Annotated in this window: 18 protein-coding genes; 9 read left to right on the top strand and 9 right to left on the bottom strand. The window is 60.9% G+C overall.

The annotated features are described in order from the left end of the window. Positions 1 to 41: 41 nt before the first annotated feature. Complete coding sequence (gene ung, locus BFP90_RS19425) at positions 42 to 734, top strand: uracil-DNA glycosylase (protein WP_065897739.1); 693 nt, start codon at positions 42 to 44, stop codon at positions 732 to 734. 11 nt (positions 735 to 745) lie between these two features. On the opposite strand, the gene BFP90_RS19420 is transcribed toward ung, so the two are convergent. The 5 genes from BFP90_RS19420 to BFP90_RS19400 all read right to left on the bottom strand — a co-directional run bounded on the left by BFP90_RS19420 (position 746) and on the right by BFP90_RS19400 (position 5,961). Then, positions 746 to 1,678, bottom strand: coding sequence for a YncE family protein (locus tag BFP90_RS19420; RefSeq protein ID WP_128875681.1), 933 nt, complete (start codon positions 1,676 to 1,678; stop codon positions 746 to 748). A 155-nt stretch (positions 1,679 to 1,833) separates the two neighbouring features. Further along, positions 1,834 to 2,862, bottom strand: coding sequence for an AbrB family transcriptional regulator (locus BFP90_RS19415; protein ID WP_065893613.1), 1,029 nt, complete (start codon positions 2,860 to 2,862; stop codon positions 1,834 to 1,836). Beyond that, positions 2,855 to 4,369 carry a tripartite tricarboxylate transporter permease gene (locus BFP90_RS19410; protein ID WP_065886225.1) on the bottom strand — a complete coding sequence of 505 codons (1,515 nt, stop codon included), beginning with the start codon at positions 4,367 to 4,369 and terminating at the stop codon, positions 2,855 to 2,857. Before BFP90_RS19410 ends, BFP90_RS19415 begins: the two co-directional genes overlap by 8 nt. A gap of 1 nt (position 4,370) precedes the next feature. Further along, positions 4,371 to 4,829, bottom strand: a complete 459-nt coding sequence (locus tag BFP90_RS19405) for a tripartite tricarboxylate transporter TctB family protein (protein ID WP_065893465.1) — start codon at positions 4,827 to 4,829, stop codon at positions 4,371 to 4,373. 148 nt (positions 4,830 to 4,977) lie between these two features. Continuing rightward, entirely contained in the window at positions 4,978 to 5,961 is a 984-nt protein-coding gene (locus tag BFP90_RS19400; protein WP_065897738.1) for a Bug family tripartite tricarboxylate transporter substrate binding protein, read from the bottom strand. 230 nt (positions 5,962 to 6,191) lie between these two features. Here BFP90_RS19400 and BFP90_RS19395 point away from each other — a divergent pair, with 230 nt between their 5' ends. After that, entirely contained in the window at positions 6,192 to 6,863 is a 672-nt protein-coding gene (locus tag BFP90_RS19395; protein ID WP_065897737.1) for a response regulator, read from the top strand. Next, positions 6,856 to 8,247: a sensor histidine kinase gene (locus BFP90_RS19390; protein ID WP_065897736.1), complete on the top strand. Its 1,392-nt coding sequence runs from the start codon at positions 6,856 to 6,858 to the stop codon at positions 8,245 to 8,247. Before BFP90_RS19395 ends, BFP90_RS19390 begins: the two co-directional genes overlap by 8 nt. Here BFP90_RS19390 and BFP90_RS19385 read toward each other — a convergent pair. Further along, the gene (locus tag BFP90_RS19385; protein ID WP_065897735.1) at positions 8,241 to 9,062 is read right to left on the bottom strand and encodes an HDOD domain-containing protein; all 822 of its coding nucleotides are present in this window, start codon (positions 9,060 to 9,062) and stop codon (positions 8,241 to 8,243) included. The two genes, BFP90_RS19390 and BFP90_RS19385, sit on opposite strands and share 7 nt — an antisense overlap. Before the next feature lie 38 nt (positions 9,063 to 9,100). Further along, positions 9,101 to 10,042 (bottom strand): CAF17-like 4Fe-4S cluster assembly/insertion protein YgfZ, encoded by a 942-nt coding sequence (locus tag BFP90_RS19380; protein WP_065897734.1) that lies wholly within the window; start codon positions 10,040 to 10,042, stop codon positions 9,101 to 9,103. Positions 10,043 to 10,182: 140 nt separating this feature from the next. Here BFP90_RS19380 and BFP90_RS19375 point away from each other — a divergent pair, with 140 nt between their 5' ends. After that, on the top strand, positions 10,183 to 10,437 hold the full coding sequence (locus BFP90_RS19375; protein WP_003189444.1) for an FAD assembly factor SdhE: 255 nt from the start codon (positions 10,183 to 10,185) through the stop codon (positions 10,435 to 10,437). Further along, entirely contained in the window at positions 10,421 to 10,867 is a 447-nt protein-coding gene (locus tag BFP90_RS19370; protein WP_065893470.1) for a protein YgfX, read from the top strand. The genes BFP90_RS19375 and BFP90_RS19370 overlap by 17 nt, the downstream gene beginning before the upstream one ends. On the opposite strand, the gene nadB is transcribed toward BFP90_RS19370, so the two are convergent. Next, a complete protein-coding gene (nadB, locus tag BFP90_RS19365; protein WP_065897733.1) occupies positions 10,836 to 12,452 on the bottom strand; it encodes an L-aspartate oxidase in 1,617 nt (538 codons plus the stop codon). The genes BFP90_RS19370 and nadB overlap by 32 nt on opposite strands. A gap of 461 nt (positions 12,453 to 12,913) precedes the next feature. Between nadB and rpoE the strand changes: the two genes are divergently transcribed. The 3 genes from rpoE to BFP90_RS19350 are packed head-to-tail and all read left to right on the top strand — an operon-like array spanning position 12,914 to position 15,091. After that, complete coding sequence (gene rpoE / locus BFP90_RS19360; RefSeq protein ID WP_003172477.1) at positions 12,914 to 13,495, top strand: RNA polymerase sigma factor RpoE; 582 nt, start codon at positions 12,914 to 12,916, stop codon at positions 13,493 to 13,495. 32 nt (positions 13,496 to 13,527) lie between these two features. Continuing rightward, positions 13,528 to 14,115, top strand: a complete 588-nt coding sequence (locus tag BFP90_RS19355; protein ID WP_057723059.1) for a sigma-E factor negative regulatory protein — start codon at positions 13,528 to 13,530, stop codon at positions 14,113 to 14,115. Positions 14,116 to 14,131: 16 nt separating this feature from the next. Continuing rightward, complete coding sequence (locus BFP90_RS19350) at positions 14,132 to 15,091, top strand: MucB/RseB C-terminal domain-containing protein (protein WP_065893472.1); 960 nt, start codon at positions 14,132 to 14,134, stop codon at positions 15,089 to 15,091. A 29-nt stretch (positions 15,092 to 15,120) separates the two neighbouring features. On the opposite strand, the gene BFP90_RS28465 is transcribed toward BFP90_RS19350, so the two are convergent. Further along, a complete protein-coding gene (locus tag BFP90_RS28465; RefSeq protein WP_122461895.1) occupies positions 15,121 to 15,300 on the bottom strand; it encodes a hypothetical protein in 180 nt (59 codons plus the stop codon). A gap of 25 nt (positions 15,301 to 15,325) precedes the next feature. Here BFP90_RS28465 and BFP90_RS19345 point away from each other — a divergent pair, with 25 nt between their 5' ends. Further along, positions 15,326 to 16,765, top strand: a complete 1,440-nt coding sequence (locus BFP90_RS19345; protein ID WP_065897732.1) for a DegQ family serine endoprotease — start codon at positions 15,326 to 15,328, stop codon at positions 16,763 to 16,765. The last annotated feature ends 42 nt before the right edge of the window (positions 16,766 to 16,807 follow it).

Genomic DNA, 16,807 nt, shown 5'->3' with positions numbered 1-16,807 from the left:
TCCTAGGGTTCGCCCATTGTTTTTCACTCGATGACCTCATCATGACCGACGGCGACCGCATCAAACTCGAACCCAGTTGGAAACACGCTCTGCGCGAGGAGTTCGACAAGCCCTACATGGGCGCACTGCGCGAGTTTCTGCGCCAGGAACACGCCGCAGGCAAGGAGATCTATCCGCCGGGCCCGCTGATCTTCAATGCACTCAATTCCACGCCGCTGGACAAGGTCAAAGTGGTCATTCTTGGACAGGACCCGTATCACGGTCCCGGCCAGGCCCATGGTTTGTGCTTCTCGGTGCAACCGGGCGTGCCGGCGCCGCCTTCGTTGGTCAATATCTATAAAGAACTCAAGCGTGACCTGAACATTGACATCCCCTACCACGGCTACCTGCAAAGCTGGGCCGACCAGGGCGTGCTGATGCTCAACACCACGCTGACCGTGGAGCGCGCCAACGCCAACGCCCATGCCGGCAAGGGCTGGCAGTTTTTTACCGATCGGGTGATCGAGGTGGTCAGCGAGCATCAGCCGCACCTGGTGTTCCTGTTGTGGGGCGCCCATGCCCAGAGCAAGCAGAAGCTGATCGATGCCACCAAGCACCTGGTGCTGACTTCGGTGCACCCGTCGCCGCTGTCGGCGTATCGCGGGTTTCTCGGTTGCGGGCATTTCAGCCGCGCCAACAAGTTTCTTGAGCAAAACGGCGAGGCGCCGATTGAGTGGCGATTGCCGCCTGTTTGACCCGTGCGTTGCTATAGCCTGACCATGCATATCGATTGGTTTTGAATATCAGCGACATACAGATTGCGGCCGTCCGGAGCTACCACAATACCTCGCGGACTGCCGAAACCTGCGATCGTGCCGACCATGCTTTCCAGTCGGGTGTCATAAATGCTGATCTGGTCCCTCTCAGTGATATAGGCCATCTCGCTGAGGGGGTTGAATGCTACGCCCCAGGGCTCGTTGAGGCCGCTGATGTACTTGCTGACTTCAGGAATCAAGGCGTCGCCGATAGTCAAGCGGCCCGCGTCGCGGTGAGTGATGTAAATGCGTGGGTAGCGTGGGCTGTGACCGATCGAAGTAGGATTGCCTGGGGCGATGGCGAGCTGCCTGACGATCGGCTTGTTTTCAAGGTCTACGATGCTCCAGCCCGCTAAATCCGACACAACGTAAACGCGAGTGTCGTCACGCGGCGCCACTATCACTTCCTTGGCGTAACGCACAGGTATTTCGGTTACGCGTTGGTGGTCGCTGGTGTCAATGGTTACCAACTCCGAAGCCCCGTGATCAGCGACATAGAGCCGGGTGCCGGTTGAGTTCAATGCCATGCCATTAACCGTCGTGAACCCCGTGATGCGTGCGATGACGCTGTTACTCACGGTTTCGATAACGGTAATCGGGTTTCCCGATGCGGCGCTGTTGTCACTCACGTAAATGCGCGAACCTGCCGGGTTGATTGCCAGCCATATCGGGGAACCGAGATTTTCTATCGTCTGTAGGACGCTAAGTGGCTGGGTATCTAGAACGGTGAGGGATCCCGATGCTGTGGCGCTTGCCACATAAAGGCGTGTTCCTGCGCGGTTCATTACCAGGCGATTGGGGGAGCCCGGTACTGCAATGGTTTGCACAACTTGTGCATGTGCACGGGCATCGCCAGGGGGGCTTTGAATAAGATCTTCCATCATGTGTACTCCCAGGGGTTCACAGGCTGCAGGCAGCGTGATTATTGATGAGTCCTGCCCGGGAATTCATGCGCTTTATGGTTGAGAATGCCCAGCTGTGAGAAATGACAGTCCAGATGAACGGTCACAAAGCCTGGCAAGCACGACAAGCTGCTTATTCAAGGCTGACGATTCCAGTACCGGAACAACGGCTCCGCCAGGAACAGCACAAACAACAAACGCATCACCTGCATCGCTGTCACCAATGGCACCGACAATTGCAAGGTTTCAGCCGTAAGGCTCATCTCGGCAATGCCGCCGGGCATCATGCCCAGGGTCAGGGAGCGCAGGTCGAGATGGGTCAGGGCGCTCAAGCCCATCGCCGCCAATGTTGCCAGTGCCATGGTCAAGGCGGTGCCTATCAAGGTGCGCGCCATGAACGCCGGCGCACGTCGGAAGAACTGGCGGTTGAAGTGACAGCCCAAACCGCTGCCGATCAACCATTGGCCGATCTGACTGCCGCCATCGGGCAGGCCGATATGCAGATCCCACATCACACTGGCCGTCGCGCTGACCAGCAACGGGCCGAACAGCCAAGGGTTCGGTTGTCGCAAACGCTGCCAGCCCCAGGCCGCCAGCGCACCTATCGGAAACAGCAACGCCAGCCATAGCCAATTGACCGGCGCCGGATGAAACTGCGGCGCGCCCCCACCCAGCAAGTATTTGAAGATCGCCGGCACACACAGCACCACCACTAATACCCGCAGGCTTTGCCCCGCCGCGACACGGCTCAACACGGCACCGTTGCGTGCGCCGAGGTTGACCATCTCGCCGGACCCGCCTGGCATGCTGGAAAAAAACGCGGTAGCGCGATCTTCGCCACTGCGGCGCATCAGCCACACACTGACCACACTCGACAGGCTGGTGACCAGCGCGCCGAAAAAGATCAGCCCGAAGTGGCTCATCACTTGCTCGATCACCACCGGTGTGAAGTGCAGGCCGATGCCGATGCCCACCACCCATTGGCCGCATTTGCGCCCGCCGGGGATTTCCGCCAACTGCCACGGCGTCAGGCAACGCACCAGGATGATCGCCAGCAACGAGCCGACCATGTAGGGCAAAGGCCAGCCGACGAGGCTGGCCAGGTAACCGCCGGCCAGGCCGACCAGCGGTGTGCCCCACCAATGTTTGAAGGTGACCTCAGACATCGGCCACGGCACGACGCTGCAGGGCGCGTTTGCGGTAGATGCGCACCAGCGGGAACATCAGCATCAGTGCGGTCAGTACCCACACGCCAAAGGTGATCGGGCTCGACCAGAGGATTTCCAGTGCACCGTTGGAGATCGACAGCGCCCGGCGCAGGTTCTGTTCCATCAGACCGCCGAGGATAAAGCCGAGCAATACCGGCGACAGCGGGAAGTCCAGCTTGCGCAGGATGTAGCCGAAGATGCCGATCCCGACCATCAGGAACAGGTCGAACGTGGTGGCGTGAACCGCGTACACACCGATCGCGGTAATGATGGCGATCACCGGTACCAGCGCCCAGTTCGGCACGGCGAGGATTCGGGTGAAGATGCGGATCATCGGGATGTTGAGGATCACCAGCATGATGTTGGCGATAAACAACGACGCGATCAGGCCCCAGACAATGTCCGGTTGCTGTTGGAACAGCAGCGGGCCGGGCGTGATGTTGTACAGCGACAGGGCGCCGATCATCACGGCCGTGGTGCCCGAGCCGGGAACGCCCAGGGTCAGCATCGGCACCAGTGCGCCGCAGGCGGAGGCGCCGATCGCGGTTTCCGGAGCGGCCAGGCCACGCATGTCGCCCTGGCCGAATTTGCCGCTGGCACCGGCCAGGCGTTTTTCGGTCATGTAGGCCACGGCGGACGCCAGGGTTGCACCGGCACCCGGCAACACGCCCATGATGAACCCGAGCAAGCCGCAGCGGATGTTAACCACGAACACCGCACCGGCTTCCTTGAGGTTGAACATCATGCGCCCGGTGGCCTTGACCGCTTCCTGGCCACGGTGGGTTTTTTCCAGCAGCAACAGGATTTCGCTGATGGAGAACAGGCCCAGCACCAGCACCACAAACTGGATCCCGTCGGTGAGGTGGATGTTGTCGCCGGTAAAGCGGTACACGCCGCTGTTGGCATCGATGCCCACCGCCGAGAGGAACAGGCCAATCAGCGCCGCTACGAAGGTCTTCAGCGGCTTGTCACCGGCCATGCCGCCCAGGCAGACAATCGCGAACACCATCAGTACGAAATATTCCGCCGGACCAAAGGCAATCGCCCATTTGGCCAGCAGCGGTGCGAAGAGCACCATGCCGCAGGTGGCGATAAAGGCTCCGATGAACGAACTCCAGGCCGACAACGACAGCGCCACGCCGGCCAGCCCTTTACGGGCCATCGGGTAGCCGTCGAGGGTGGTCATTACGGTGGAGGCTTCGCCCGGAATATTGAGCAGGATCGAGCTGATGCGACCGCCGTATTCGCAGCCCAGGTACACCGCTGCGAGCAGGATCAATGCCGACTCGGGTGGCAGGCCCAGGGCGAATGCGATGGGGATCAACAGCGCTACGCCGTTGATCGGGCCCAGGCCCGGCAACAGACCGACCACGGTGCCGATCAGCGTGCCGCACAACGCGGTGATCAGGTTGTACGGGCTCAGCGCGACGCCGAAACCCTGGCCCAAATAGCCAAAAGTATCCATATCAGTTCTCCAGAACGTCGAGCAGGCCGAGGGGCAGCGGCACATCCATGGCTTTATCGAACAGCAGGTACAGGCCGATAGCCATGAGGCCAACGATCACCACGCTGGGCATCCAGCGGCCGCCATACAGGCGTGCCATCGGGATGCCGATCAACATGCTGCTGAGGATGAAACCCAGGGATTCGAAGGTGGCGGCGAACACGAGCAACAGCACCACGCAAATGCCTATCTTGATCAGGGTGTCGCGGTCCAGCGCCGGGTCTTCTTCGGTGTGCTTGGTGGGCTGCGGGCGAAACAGCATGTAGATCAGCGCCAGGCTCATCAGCCCGAGCATCAGCAGCGGGTAGGCGCGCGGCCCGACCGGCTCGTAGGAAAACGCCGCCTGATACGGCCAGGCCATCAGGGCGAGGCCGGCGCAGGCCAGCAACAGCACGGCGGCGAAAATGCGTTGTAAGAGCATAGAAAACTCCAAGGCCTCTCTTGCAGGAGCGAGCTTGCTTGCGAAAAACGTCAACGATAACGCGTGCTGTGTGGACGCACGTGGATGTCCTTGGGTTCTTCGCGAGCAAGCTCGCTCCTACAGGGGCATTACACAAAAGAGGGGGCGTTTACTGGATCAGGCCGAACTCTTTGGCCAGCACTTTGTAGTCAGCCACCTGTTTCTTCACGTAGGTGTCCAGCTCCGGGCCGGTCATGGCGAAGGGGAACAGCTCGCGCTGGTCACGCAGCTTGGCGAACTCGTCGGAGGCCAGCAGTTTGTCGAACGCCTCTTTCCACCAGGCGTAGTCGGCATCGCTGACTTTTGGCCCGAGGTAGAAACCGCGCACCACAGGCCAGACGATGTCGTAGCCTTGCTCCTTGGCGGTCGGGATGTCTTTCATTTCCGGCTCGTCCAGGCGCTGCTCGGAGAACACCGCCAACAGGCGCATGTCACCGCTGAGGATGTGCGGCATGGAGTCGGAGATATCGGTACTGCCCACCTGGATGTGGCCACCGAGCAACGCGGTGGCGATTTCGCCGCCGCCTTCGAGTGCCACGTAACGCAGCTCGCGCGGGTTGATCCCGGCCGCCTTGGCGATCAGTGCGGTTTGCATCCAGTCCTGGCTGCCGACCGTGCCGCCCGAACCTATCACCACGCTGCCTGGATCTTTCTTCAAGGCTTTTACGAGATCGTCGAGAGACTTGTAGGGCGAATCACTTTTCACCGCGATAGCCCCGTAGCTGGTACCCACTGCTGCGAGCCAGCGCACGGCGCTTTCATCGAAACGACCGAACTTGCCCTGGGCCAGGTTCAGCAACGAACCGCTGGACCAGGCCACCAGGGTGCCGGCATCCGCAGGGCGCTGGGCAACCACCGCGTTGTAGGCCACGGCGCCCACGCCGCCTGGCATGTAGGTCACACGCATTGGCTTGCTCAAGAGCTTCTGGTTGACCAGCGCGCTTTGCGCCAGTTTGCAGGTCAGGTCGAAACCACCGCCAGGGGAGGCCGGGGCGATGCATTCAGGGCGCTTGGGTTCATCGGCGGCCAGCAGGTGGCCGGCAAACAGCATGCAGCCGGCGGCGAGGGCGAGCTTACGTAGGGGGAACGTCATGTGTGTCTCCATTTATTGTTCTTATTTGGCGAAAACGCTTCGAGGCGTTTTTCGGGTGCTATCGCTCAATAGCTTGGCAGGCTTAACCTGCCGTAGCCCGATGCTAACCGGCGAAGCTTTCAGTATCCTTTCAACTGCCTTTCACGGTTTTCGGGCTTCACAGGGCAGTCGGCGCCTGTAAACTGCCTCGCAAAGCGTGGCGCCGACCACCCCGAATAAGGTAGAAATCCATGCGCGTCCTCCTGGTTGAAGACCATTTGCAACTTGCCGAAAGTGTCGCCCAGGCGCTCAAGAGCACGGGGTTGACCGTCGACGTACTGCACGATGGCGTGGCCGCGGACCTGGCCCTGAGCAGTGAGGAATACGCCGCGGTGATCCTCGATGTGGGGCTGCCGCGCATGGGCGGTTTCGAAGTGCTGGCACGCTTGCGCGCCCGTGGAAAAAATGTGCCGGTGTTGATGCTGACGGCCCGCAGCGATGTAAAGGACCGCGTGCATGGCTTGAACCTGGGCGCCGACGATTACCTGGCCAAACCGTTTGAGCTGACGGAACTCGAAGCGCGGGTCAAGGCGCTGCTGCGGCGCAGCGTGTTGGGCGGCGAGCGCCAGCAGGCGTGCGGCGTGCTGGTGTACGACCTCGATACGCGGCGCTTCACGGTCGGTGGTGAATTGATGACCCTGACCTCTCGTGAGCAAGCCGTGCTTGAGGCGCTCATTGCCCGGCCTGGTCGGGTGATGAGCAAGGAGCAACTGGCCTCCCAGGTGTTCGGTCTCGACGAAGAAGCCAGCCCCGACGCCATCGAGATCTACGTGCACCGCCTGCGCAAGAAGCTCGATGGCCAGCCCATCGCCATTGTCACCTTCCGTGGTCTCGGCTACCTGCTGGAAGCCCGCGATGCATAAGCCCCGCAGCCTGCGCTGGCGCCTGCTGTGGAACCTGGCGCTGTTGCTGGTGCTGCTGATGCTCGCCAGCGGCATGAGCGCCTACTGGAACGGTCGCGAAGCCGCCGACACCGCCTACGACCGCACGCTGCTGGCCTCGGCGCGCACCATTGCCGCCGGCTTGACCCAGGTGGACGGCACGCTCAGCGCCAATGTGCCTTATGTGGCCCTGGATACCTTCGCCTACGACAGTGCCGGGCGTATTTATTACCAGGTCAACGACATCCACCAGCAGCTGATTTCCGGTTATGAAAACCTGCCCGGGCCGCCACCCGGCACCCCGCGTACCGACGATTACCCGGCCCTGGCGCGGTTCTACGACGCTGTGTATCAGGGCCAGCCGGTGCGCGTGGTGAGCCTGCTCAAGGCTGTCTCCGAGCCGAACATGAACGGCATGGCGGAGGTGCGTGTGGCGGAGACCGACGAAGCCCGTGTCGCCATGGCGCGCAGCCTGATGGCCGACACTTTGTTGCGCCTGGGCATGCTAGCCATTGGTGCGTTGCTGCTGGTGTGGTTTGCCGTCAGCGCGGCCTTGCGCCCGTTGGAGCGCCTGCGCACGGCGGTGGAAGAGCGCCAGCCCGACGACCTGCGGCCCTTGCCGCTGGTGGAGGTGCAGGATGAGTTCGGCCCGCTGGTGCGCTCCCTCAATCATTTCACCGAACGCCTGCGCGGCCAGTTCGAACGCCAGGCGCAGTTTATTGCCGACGCCGCCCACGAGTTGCGCACGCCGCTGGCCGCGCTCAAGGCCCGCCTGGAACTCGGCCTGCGCGCCGAAGAACCGGCCACGTGGCGCAGCACCCTGGAAACCGCCGCCCAGGGCACCGACCGTCTCACTCACCTGGCTAATCAGTTGTTGTCCCTGGCCCGCATCGAAAACGGTGCCCGGGCCATTGCCGAAGGCGGCGCGCAGTTGCTCGACCTCAGTCAACTGGCGCGGGAGCTGGGCATGGCCATGGCGCCGCTGGCCCATGCGCGTGGCGTTGCCCTGGCGCTGGAGGCGGACGAACCGGTGTGGCTGCGTGGCGAACCGACGCTGCTCAACGAGTTGCTGAGCAACCTGGTGGACAACGCATTGGCCCACACCCCACCGGGTGGCAATGTGATTTTACGGGTGACGGCGCCGGCGGTGCTGGAAGTCGAGGACGATGGCCCGGGTATCCCGCTGGAGGAGCGGGATCGGGTGTTCGAGCGATTTTATCGACGCAGTCAGCAGGGGATGGGGTCCGGCCTGGGGCTGGCGATTGTCGGCGAGATCTGCCGTGCGCATCTGGCGCAGATCAGCCTGCATGATGGCGCGTCGGCGGGCTTGAAAGTGCGAGTGAGCTTTATTGCCGGCGATCAATAAAACATCGAACGTGCTTCATGCAGCTCAAGGTGCAGTTTCTCGCTGGAGGGGTCGAGCCGCAGTTTTTTCATCGCCGGCACGCTCGCCATGTCGACTTTCGCCAATGGGTGTTCCGTGTTGTGGTGACAGAACAGCACGGCGACCTGCACCAGGTCGATGTAATCGAGCGGGCCGCTGTCGCGTTCCAGGTTCAGGTACTGGCCCGGCAGTTTTGCCAGCATTTCCGGGAAGTCCCAGCCACTGAGCAACTTGTCGCCCAGTATCGGATGGATGCTGTCGATCACGTGGTTAAGGCTGACCGGATCGGACAGCAACTCGTAATGGTCTTCGGCGTAGGTGAGGATCGGCAGCACGCCAATCTGGTGCACCAGGCCTCCCAGGGCCGCCTGGTCCGGCTTGAGCTGGCTGTGCCGGCGACACAAGGCATAGCTGACGCCGGCTACTTCAAGGCTGCGGCGCCACACATCGCGCATTTTCTGTTCCACCACCTCGGAGCGGGCGTGGAAGATCTGTTCCATGACCAGGCCGATGGCCAGGTTGCTGCTGTAATTGGTGCCGAGCCGCGTGATGGCGGTGTGCAGGTCGGTGACTTCCTGAGTCGCCCTCAGCAACGGGCTGTTGACCACTTTGATCAGGCGCGCCGACAGGGCCGTATCACGACCGATCACCTTGCTCAAGTGGCTGATGCTGATCTCCGGGTCTTCGGCGGCCTGACGAATCTTCATGGCCACCTCCGGTAATGTCGGCAGAACCAGGTCATCGTTGTCGATGGCCTTCACCAAAGCCTGTTGGACTTTTTCCGCCAGCTGGTTCATTCATGCTCTCTAGGGTGTCGCAAAAAAAGGTGCAGCGATCAACGCTGGATCTCGCGATCGCGATCCAGCGCGTAGGGCAGGTCGAGCAACTGCAGGCCGGGGCCTTCCAGGCTGCCTAAACGGATGTCGCCATTGTCGGCAGCTTCGGCTTGCAGCACGGCAAGAAGTTCAATTGACTGGTCGGCTTTTGCCGCGATGACCACTTCGCCAATCGAACTGTTATGGCTGGGGGCAAACAGTGCGGTGCCTGGCTCGGGCAATTGGGCTGCAACCATGCTCAGGCGGTACAGGCGGCGCTTGAGTTTGCCGAGGTACTGCATGCGCGCGACGATTTCCTGGCCGGTATAGCAGCCTTTCTTAAAGCTGACCCCGCCCACGGCTTGCAGATTGAGCATCTGCGGGATGAACAGTTCGCGGGTCTGCGGCATCACCTGGCCGATGCCGGCGCGAATCTGGCCCAGCAGCCATTCGTTCAGCTCGGCTTGCGGCAGGGTGGCCGCCAATTGGCTGAGCAGGCTCTCGGTGTGTTCGGCGGGTGCCCAGAGTTCCGCGCGGCCCGGCGATACACGGATGGCGATCAGCGTCTCGCTGCGCACCACGCTGTCGGTCTCGACCGGTAACGTCAGGCCAAGGGCGGATAAGGCTTGATCGGCATGCGCCAGGCCAAAACGCACCCACGCGGCGCTTTCATCGGTGAGTTTGGATTTGGAGAACACCGCGTATTTTTTCAGGTCCGCCAGTTGCGGTTCGAGCAGTTCGCTGGCCATGGCCAGGAGCACGCCGTCACCTTGTAACAGGATGCGAAAACTGGATTGCATCCGGCCTTTTTGCGTGCAGCGCGCACCCAGGCTGGCCTGGGTGTCACTCAGGTAATTGAGGTTGCAGGTCAACTGGCCCTGCAGGAACTTGGCAGCGTCAGCACCGCGGACGGCAAGAACGCCTTCGTGGGTCAGGGAGCAGAAGAAAGCAGAGTCGGCCATGGGTCATCGCAGGTTAAAAAGTCATGGGTGCATCATAGAGGGGCGCCCGGCAAATGCATAGTTTCCATGGGGCGCGACCAAAGCCGACTGGTCCGGTGCCGTCGGGCCTGTATACTTGCGCTCTATTTGAGGAGCGTTCCATGGTCGAAGATGTAGAAATCAATCGCCTCTACTGGCACAGCCGTCGTGGCATGCTGGAATTGGACGTGTTGCTGGTGCCTTTCACCAAAGAAGTCTATGCAACGCTCAACCAGGTGGATCGCGACCTTTACGTCCGATTGCTGGAATGCGAGGACCAGGACATGTTCGGCTGGTTCATGGAGCGCGCCGAATCGGAAGATCCGGAGCTGCAGCGCATGGTTCGGATGATCCTGGACCGTGTCCAGCCCAAGTAACCGTTTTGAATGCCGCTGGCAGGCCTCACGGCTGTTGCTGGCGGCGTATCTGCTTGCCCAGCTGCTCGCGCTGGGTGCCTGCCTGGTGGTCGACCTGCCTTTTGCCTCCCTTGGCCTGCTGGTGTGCCTGGCCCACGCCGCGTGGGTGTTGCCGCGACATATCCTGCTGACTCATCGCTCGTCGATTCGCGGCCTGCGCCGCGATGAAGAGGGCTGGCAATTGTTCAGCGCCGAGCGCGGCTGGCACAGCGTGCAACTGCGGCCCGACAGCCTGGCGCTGCCGCTGGTGGTGGTGCTGCGTTATCGCGTGCAGGGTGAGCGGTGGGTGCGCTCCCTTTGTGTGCCTCGCGACTCGCAGAGCGCCGATGTGCACCGGCGCCTGCGCGTACGCTTGAAGTTCAGTCGCCGTAGGTGGCTGGCACCAGAATAGTGTCGCGGGCCTCGGGCAGCATCTGCGGGTAGTCCAGGGTGTAATGCAGGCCCCGGCTTTCCTTGCGCTCCATGGCCGAGCGAATCATCAGCTCGGCGACTTGAGCCAGGTTGCGCAGTTCGATCAGGTCGCGACTGACTTTATAGTTGCTGTAGAACTCGTCGATTTCATCCAGCAGCAAACGCACCCGGTGCTGTGCCCGTTGCAGGCGCTTGTTGGTGCGCACGATCCCCACGTAGTCCCACATGAAGCGCCGCAGCTCGTCCCAGTTGTGCGCGATGATCACGTCCTCGTCCGAATCCGTCACCTGACTGGCATCCCAGCGGGGCAGGGCGGCCGGTACCGGGATGCGCGGCAGTTGTTCAAGGATGTCCGCCGCTGCCGAGCGCGCGTACACGAAGCATTCGAGCAGCGAGTTGCTGGCCATGCGGTTGGCGCCGTGCAGGCCGGTGAAGCTGGTTTCGCCGATGGCGTACAGGCCGGGCACGTCGGTGCGGCCGTGTTGGTCGACCATCACGCCGCCGCAGGTGTAATGCGCGGCAGGCACCACCGGGATCGGGCCTTTGGTGATGTCGATGTTGAAGGTCAGGCAACGTTCATAGACGGTGGGAAAGTGCGTCTTGATGAAGGCCTCCGGTTTGTGGCTGATGTCCAGGTAGACGCAGTCGATACCCAGGCGCTTCATTTCATGGTCAATGGCGCGGGCGACGATGTCGCGCGGCGCCAGTTCGGCGCGTGGGTCGAAGCGCTGCATGAAGCGTTCGCCATTGGGCAGCTTCAAGTGCGCACCTTCGCCGCGCAAAGCCTCGGTGATCAGGAAACTCTTGGCCTGGGGGTGATACAGGCACGTGGGGTGGAACTGGTTGAATTCCAGGTTCGCCACTCGGCAGCCCGAGCGCCAGGCCATGGCGATACCGTCGCCGCAGGCGCCGTCAGGGTTGCTGGTATAGAGGTAGACCTTGGCTGCGCCGCCCGAGGCAAGGATGGTGAAGCGTGCGCCATAGGTGTCGACTTCACCGCTGGCGCGGTTCAGCACATAGGCGCCGAGGCAGCGCTCGCCGGCAAGGCCCAGGCGTTTTTCGGTAATCAGGTCGACGGCGACGCGCTGCTCCAGCAATTCGATATTGGGCCGTTGGCGGGCCTGATCGAGCAGCGTCCTGAAGATGGCGGCGCCGGTGGCGTCGGCGGCGTGGATGATGCGGCGGTGGCTGTGGCCGCCTTCACGGGTCAGGTGGAACTCGAATCCACCGTCGTCGTTGCCTGCATGCTCATCGCGCGTGAAGGGCACCCCCTGGTCGATCAACCATTGAATGGCTTCGCGGCTATGCTCGACCGTGAAGCGCACCGCTTCTTCATTGCATAGGCCGCCGCCGGCATTGAGGGTGTCTTCGACATGGGATTGGACGGTGTCGGTGTCGTCCAGCACGGCAGCAACACCGCCTTGCGCCCAGAATGTCGAACCGTTGGCCAGGTCGCCCTTGCTCAGGACGGCAATGCGCAGATGGCCGGGGAGGGTCAGCGCCAGGCTCAAGCCGGCGGCACCGCTGCCGATCACCAGGACATCGTGTTGAAACTGTTGGCTCATTGAATGGATTCCGCAAAAAGCGATCCGGAGAGGAGGCGCAAGCAGGACGCCTGGATCGGCGAATCAAAGGGGCACACAGGCCACTAGTATATAGAGGGGTGGAGCGGCACAATAGCCAGGCATTCGTGGCATTGTGAGATTACGGTGCACAGCTTCGGTTTCACAGCCGGTCAGCGAGCGGGAACTTTTTGCATAGGCCCCGACTCAATAGCAGGTTGCCCGAAAGCTGGGAAGACGTTGTGTTTATTGGCCCGTCGGGAGCATTGGACGCGTCAGAAGACCGACGACAAGATTATTCGCGCAGCCGGCGTTGCCTGAGCTGCGTTTTTCGTGTGTGCCAAATCAGTGCGTGCCGGAAACTTGCTTGAAGGGGGAGAACTTTTGCGAAAAGCCCGAGTCTATGTTTGCAAGCCTGATCGTTTAGTTATGCAAGCCTCCTTCGAGTACAACGAGGAGTGTTCATGCTAACCCAGGAAGAGGATCAGCAGCTGGTCGAGCGCGTACAACGCGGCGATAAGCGCGCATTTGATCTGCTGGTGCTGAAATATCAGCACAAAATTCTCGGGTTGATCGTGCGGTTTGTGCACGACACCCATGAAGCGCAGGACGTTGCACAGGAAGCCTTTATCAAGGCATACCGTGCACTGGGCAATTTTCGCGGTGATAGCGCGTTTTATACGTGGCTGTACCGCATCGCCATCAACACGGCGAAGAACTATCTGGTGTCTCGCGGTCGCCGCCCACCAGACAGTGATGTCAGTTCAGAAGATGCTGAATTCTATGATGGTGATCACGGCCTCAAAGATCTCGAGTCGCCGGAGCGTGCTTTGCTGCGCGACGAGATCGAGGGAACCGTTCATCGAACGATTCAGCAACTGCCAGAAGATTTGCGTACGGCGTTAACTTTACGTGAATTCGATGGTCTGAGTTACGAAGACATTGCGAGCGTCATGCAATGTCCGGTGGGGACTGTAAGGTCACGGATTTTCCGGGCCCGGGAAGCCATCGACAAAGCCTTGCAACCGTTGTTGCAGGAAAACTAAAGACAGCGGCGACAGCCAAGAGAGGAACCGCCATGAGTCGTGATGCCCTGCAGGAATCGCTGTCCGCAGTGATGGATAACGAAGCGGATGAACTGGAACTTCGTCGAGTGCTCAACGCATTTGATGATGCCCAAACCCGTGATACCTGGTCTCGTTACCAAGTCGCTCGGGCGGTGATGCACAAGGATCTTCTAATCCCTCGTCTGGATATTGCTGCGGCCGTTTCTGCCGCGTTGGCCGATGAAGCCGTTCCGGCAAAAGCTGCTCGTGGTCCATGGCGTAGCCTGGGTCGTCTGGCAGTCGCTGCTTCGGTGACCGTCGCCGTACTGGCCGGTGTTCGTCTGTACAACCAGGACGAAATCGCAGGTGCCGAGTTGGCCCAGCAGACTCAGCAGCCGGTTATGGCCGGTCCGCAGGTCAAAGGCCCGGCTGTACTGGCTGGCTACAAGGAAAGCTCTGACACCGCCGGCCCTATGGCTAACGGTGTGCTTCAAGGGCAATCCGGCTGGCAGGATCAGCGCCTACCAGGCTACCTGCGCCAACATGCACAGGAAGCAGCTGGCAAGAACGCTGAAAGTGCCCTGCCATACGCTCGCGCAGCAAGCCTGGAAAACCGCTGAACCGTTAAGGAGCCCTATGCGCGCCATACCGCTCCTTACGCTTTTGCTCAGTAGTTGGTTTGCACTACCCGCCCACGCCGATGAAGCCCAAGACTGGCTGACTCGACTTGGGCGTGCAGAGCGGCAGCAAAGCTTTCAAGGTACGTTCATCTATGAGCGTAACGGCAGTTTTTCTACCCACGACATCTGGCATCTCGTCCAGAACGGTCAGGTCCGGGAGCGTCTGTTGCAGCTCGATGGTTCTGCCCAGGAAGTGGTACGGGTAGAGGGGCATGCACAGTGCGTCAGCGGCACACTTGTGGCCGGCCTGGGCAGTCCCCGTGACGCCGCGTCATATTCGCTGGACCCACAAAAACTCAGTCAATTCTATGATCTGGCCGTAATCGGCAAATCTCGCGTGGCCGGTCGTAATGCGGTTATCGTGTCGATTACTCCGCGTGACCATGACCGCTATGGCTTCGAGCTGCACCTGGACCGTGAAACTGCATTGCCCCTCAAGTCGCTGTTGCTCAGTGAGCAAGGGCAACTGCTGGAGCGCTTTCAGTTTGTGCGATTGAACACCTCCGCGCCACCCACTGACCATGATTTGCAGCCCAGCAGCGAATGCACCCCTGTCGCGATTGACCATAGCAATGCCGTGCAAGCGCCTGCCTCGAATGCGTGGCACCTGGATTGGTTGCCAGCTGGCTTTGAGCTGACGCGGAATGCGTCGCGCAAAGACCCTCAGACAAAATCCACCATCGACAGCCTGATGTATGACGATGGGCTTGCACGTTTTTCGGTGTTTCTCGAAACCACCAATGGTGCAAGCGTGTCGCAGACGCGGACTCAGCTTGGGCCTACGGTTGCGGTATCCCGGCATTTGAATACGGTGGACGGCGAGATAATGGTGACGGTGGTGGGGGAAATCCCGATCGGCACTGCCGAGCGCGTCGCATTGTCGGTTCGCGGTGAAAAGACCGCAGCCAAACCGTGAGTCGTTAATCCGGTGTTCATCCTGATCTTTCACTCTGCCCCCATGCCGGGGTGCCTGCCGAGAGCATGAAATGTCTGGATCAGCATTTTCACTTGCAAAAAATCCTTATGTTTTTTATAGGTCAGGGCTTCTCGGCCCTGGCCTTGTTTGTTCGCGGAACAAAAAATGTCGGTCGCGGTTTTCGGCGTTTTTTGAACCCTGTCGCTCAACCCTGCTCGTCGTAACGGGAGCTGTATGTCGATACCACGTTTGAAGTCTTACCTATCCATAGTCGCCACGCTGCTGGTGCTGGGTCAGGCCGTGCCCGCGCAAGCGGTCGAACTGCCTGACTTCACCCAGCTGGTGGAGCAGGCCTCGCCTGCGGTGGTGAACATCAGTACTACGCAGAAATTGCCGGATCGCAAGGTGTCGAACCAGCAGATGCCGGACCTGGAAGGCCTGCCGCCGATGCTGCGCGAATTCTTCGAACGAGGCATGCCGCAACCCCGCGCCCCGCGCGGTGGCGGCAGTGGCCAGCGTGAAGCGCAGTCCCTGGGTTCGGGGTTCATCATTTCGCCTGACGGCTACATCCTGACCAACAACCACGTAATTGCCGATGCTGACGAGATCCTCGTGCGCCTGGCCGATCGCAGTGAGTTGAAAGCCAAGCTGGTCGGCACCGACCCACGTTCGGACGTTGCCTTGCTGAAAATCGAAGGCAAGGACCTACCGGTGCTTAAACTGGGCAAGTCCCAGGACCTGAAAGCGGGCCAGTGGGTCGTGGCAATCGGTTCGCCTTTCGGGTTTGACCACACTGTCACCCAGGGCATCGTCAGCGCCATCGGTCGCAGCCTGCCAAACGAAAACTACGTACCGTTCATCCAGACCGACGTGCCGATCAACCCGGGCAACTCCGGTGGTCCGCTGTTCAATCTGGCGGGCGAAGTGGTAGGGATCAACTCGCAGATCTACACCCGCTCCGGTGGGTTCATGGGGGTTTCTTTCGCGATTCCGATCGACGTGGCCATGGACGTCTCCAATCAGCTGAAGGCCGGTGGCAAAGTCAGCCGCGGTTGGCTGGGTGTGGTGATCCAGGAAGTGAACAAGGATCTCGCAGAGTCGTTCGGTCTCGACAAGCCGGCGGGTGCGCTGGTCGCACAGATCCAGGATGACGGCCCGGCTGCCAAAGGTGGCCTGCAGGTCGGCGACGTTATCCTGAGCATGAACGGCCAGCCGATCATCATGTCGGCCGACTTGCCGCATCTGGTAGGCGCGCTGAAAGCGGGCAGCAAAGCCAAGTTGGAAGTGATTCGGGACGGCAAGCGCCAGAATGTCGAGCTCACTGTTGGCGCAATCCCGGAAGAGGGTGCGACCCTGGATGCCCTGGGTAACGCCAAGCCGGGTGCCGAGCGCAGCAGCAATCGCCTGGGCATTGCCGTGGTTGAGCTGACGCCTGAGCAGAAGAAGGCATTCGATCTCAAGAGCGGTGTGGTAATCAAGGAGGTCCAGGATGGCCCAGCCGCCTTGATCGGCCTGCAGCCGGGCGATGTGATCACCCACCTGAACAACCAGGCAATCGATAACACCAAGGAGTTCACCGACATCGCCAAGGCGTTGCCGAAGAATCGTTCGGTGTCGATGCGTGTGTTGCGTCAGGGGCGTGCCAGCTTCATCACCTTCAAGCTGGCCGAGTAGTCGTCCAGCCCAATAAAAAGCCCCGCCATCGAAGGATGGCGG

It is taken from the genome of Pseudomonas sp. 24 E 13, assembly GCF_900004715.1.
In the GTDB taxonomy this organism is placed as follows: Bacteria; Pseudomonadota; Gammaproteobacteria; order Pseudomonadales; family Pseudomonadaceae; genus Aquipseudomonas; species Aquipseudomonas orientalis_A.
Note: the sequence above shows the minus strand (reverse complement) of the source record. Positions and strands in the feature narration are given on the sequence as shown.

Bases quoted from the DNA above. Each gene is read 5' to 3' on its own strand.
- ung (WP_065897739.1), top strand. From the start codon at position 42: ATGACCGACGGCGACCGCATCAAACTCGAACCCAGTTGGAAACACGCT.
- BFP90_RS19420 (WP_128875681.1), bottom strand. From the start codon at position 1,678: ATGATGGAAGATCTTATTCAAAGCCCCCCTGGCGATGCCCGTGCACAT.
- BFP90_RS19415 (WP_065893613.1), bottom strand. From the start codon at position 2,862: ATGTCTGAGGTCACCTTCAAACATTGGTGGGGCACACCGCTGGTCGGC.
- BFP90_RS19410 (WP_065886225.1), bottom strand. From the start codon at position 4,369: ATGGATACTTTTGGCTATTTGGGCCAGGGTTTCGGCGTCGCGCTGAGC.
- BFP90_RS19405 (WP_065893465.1), bottom strand. From the start codon at position 4,829: ATGCTCTTACAACGCATTTTCGCCGCCGTGCTGTTGCTGGCCTGCGCC.
- BFP90_RS19400 (WP_065897738.1), bottom strand. From the start codon at position 5,961: ATGACGTTCCCCCTACGTAAGCTCGCCCTCGCCGCCGGCTGCATGCTG.
- BFP90_RS19395 (WP_065897737.1), top strand. From the start codon at position 6,192: ATGCGCGTCCTCCTGGTTGAAGACCATTTGCAACTTGCCGAAAGTGTC.
- BFP90_RS19390 (WP_065897736.1), top strand. From the start codon at position 6,856: ATGCATAAGCCCCGCAGCCTGCGCTGGCGCCTGCTGTGGAACCTGGCG.
- BFP90_RS19385 (WP_065897735.1), bottom strand. From the start codon at position 9,062: ATGAACCAGCTGGCGGAAAAAGTCCAACAGGCTTTGGTGAAGGCCATC.
- BFP90_RS19380 (WP_065897734.1), bottom strand. From the start codon at position 10,042: ATGGCCGACTCTGCTTTCTTCTGCTCCCTGACCCACGAAGGCGTTCTT.
- BFP90_RS19375 (WP_003189444.1), top strand. From the start codon at position 10,183: ATGGTCGAAGATGTAGAAATCAATCGCCTCTACTGGCACAGCCGTCGT.
- nadB (WP_065897733.1), bottom strand. From the start codon at position 12,452: ATGAGCCAACAGTTTCAACACGATGTCCTGGTGATCGGCAGCGGTGCC.
- rpoE (WP_003172477.1), top strand. From the start codon at position 12,914: ATGCTAACCCAGGAAGAGGATCAGCAGCTGGTCGAGCGCGTACAACGC.
- BFP90_RS19355 (WP_057723059.1), top strand. From the start codon at position 13,528: ATGAGTCGTGATGCCCTGCAGGAATCGCTGTCCGCAGTGATGGATAAC.
- BFP90_RS19350 (WP_065893472.1), top strand. From the start codon at position 14,132: ATGCGCGCCATACCGCTCCTTACGCTTTTGCTCAGTAGTTGGTTTGCA.
- BFP90_RS19345 (WP_065897732.1), top strand. From the start codon at position 15,326: ATGTCGATACCACGTTTGAAGTCTTACCTATCCATAGTCGCCACGCTG.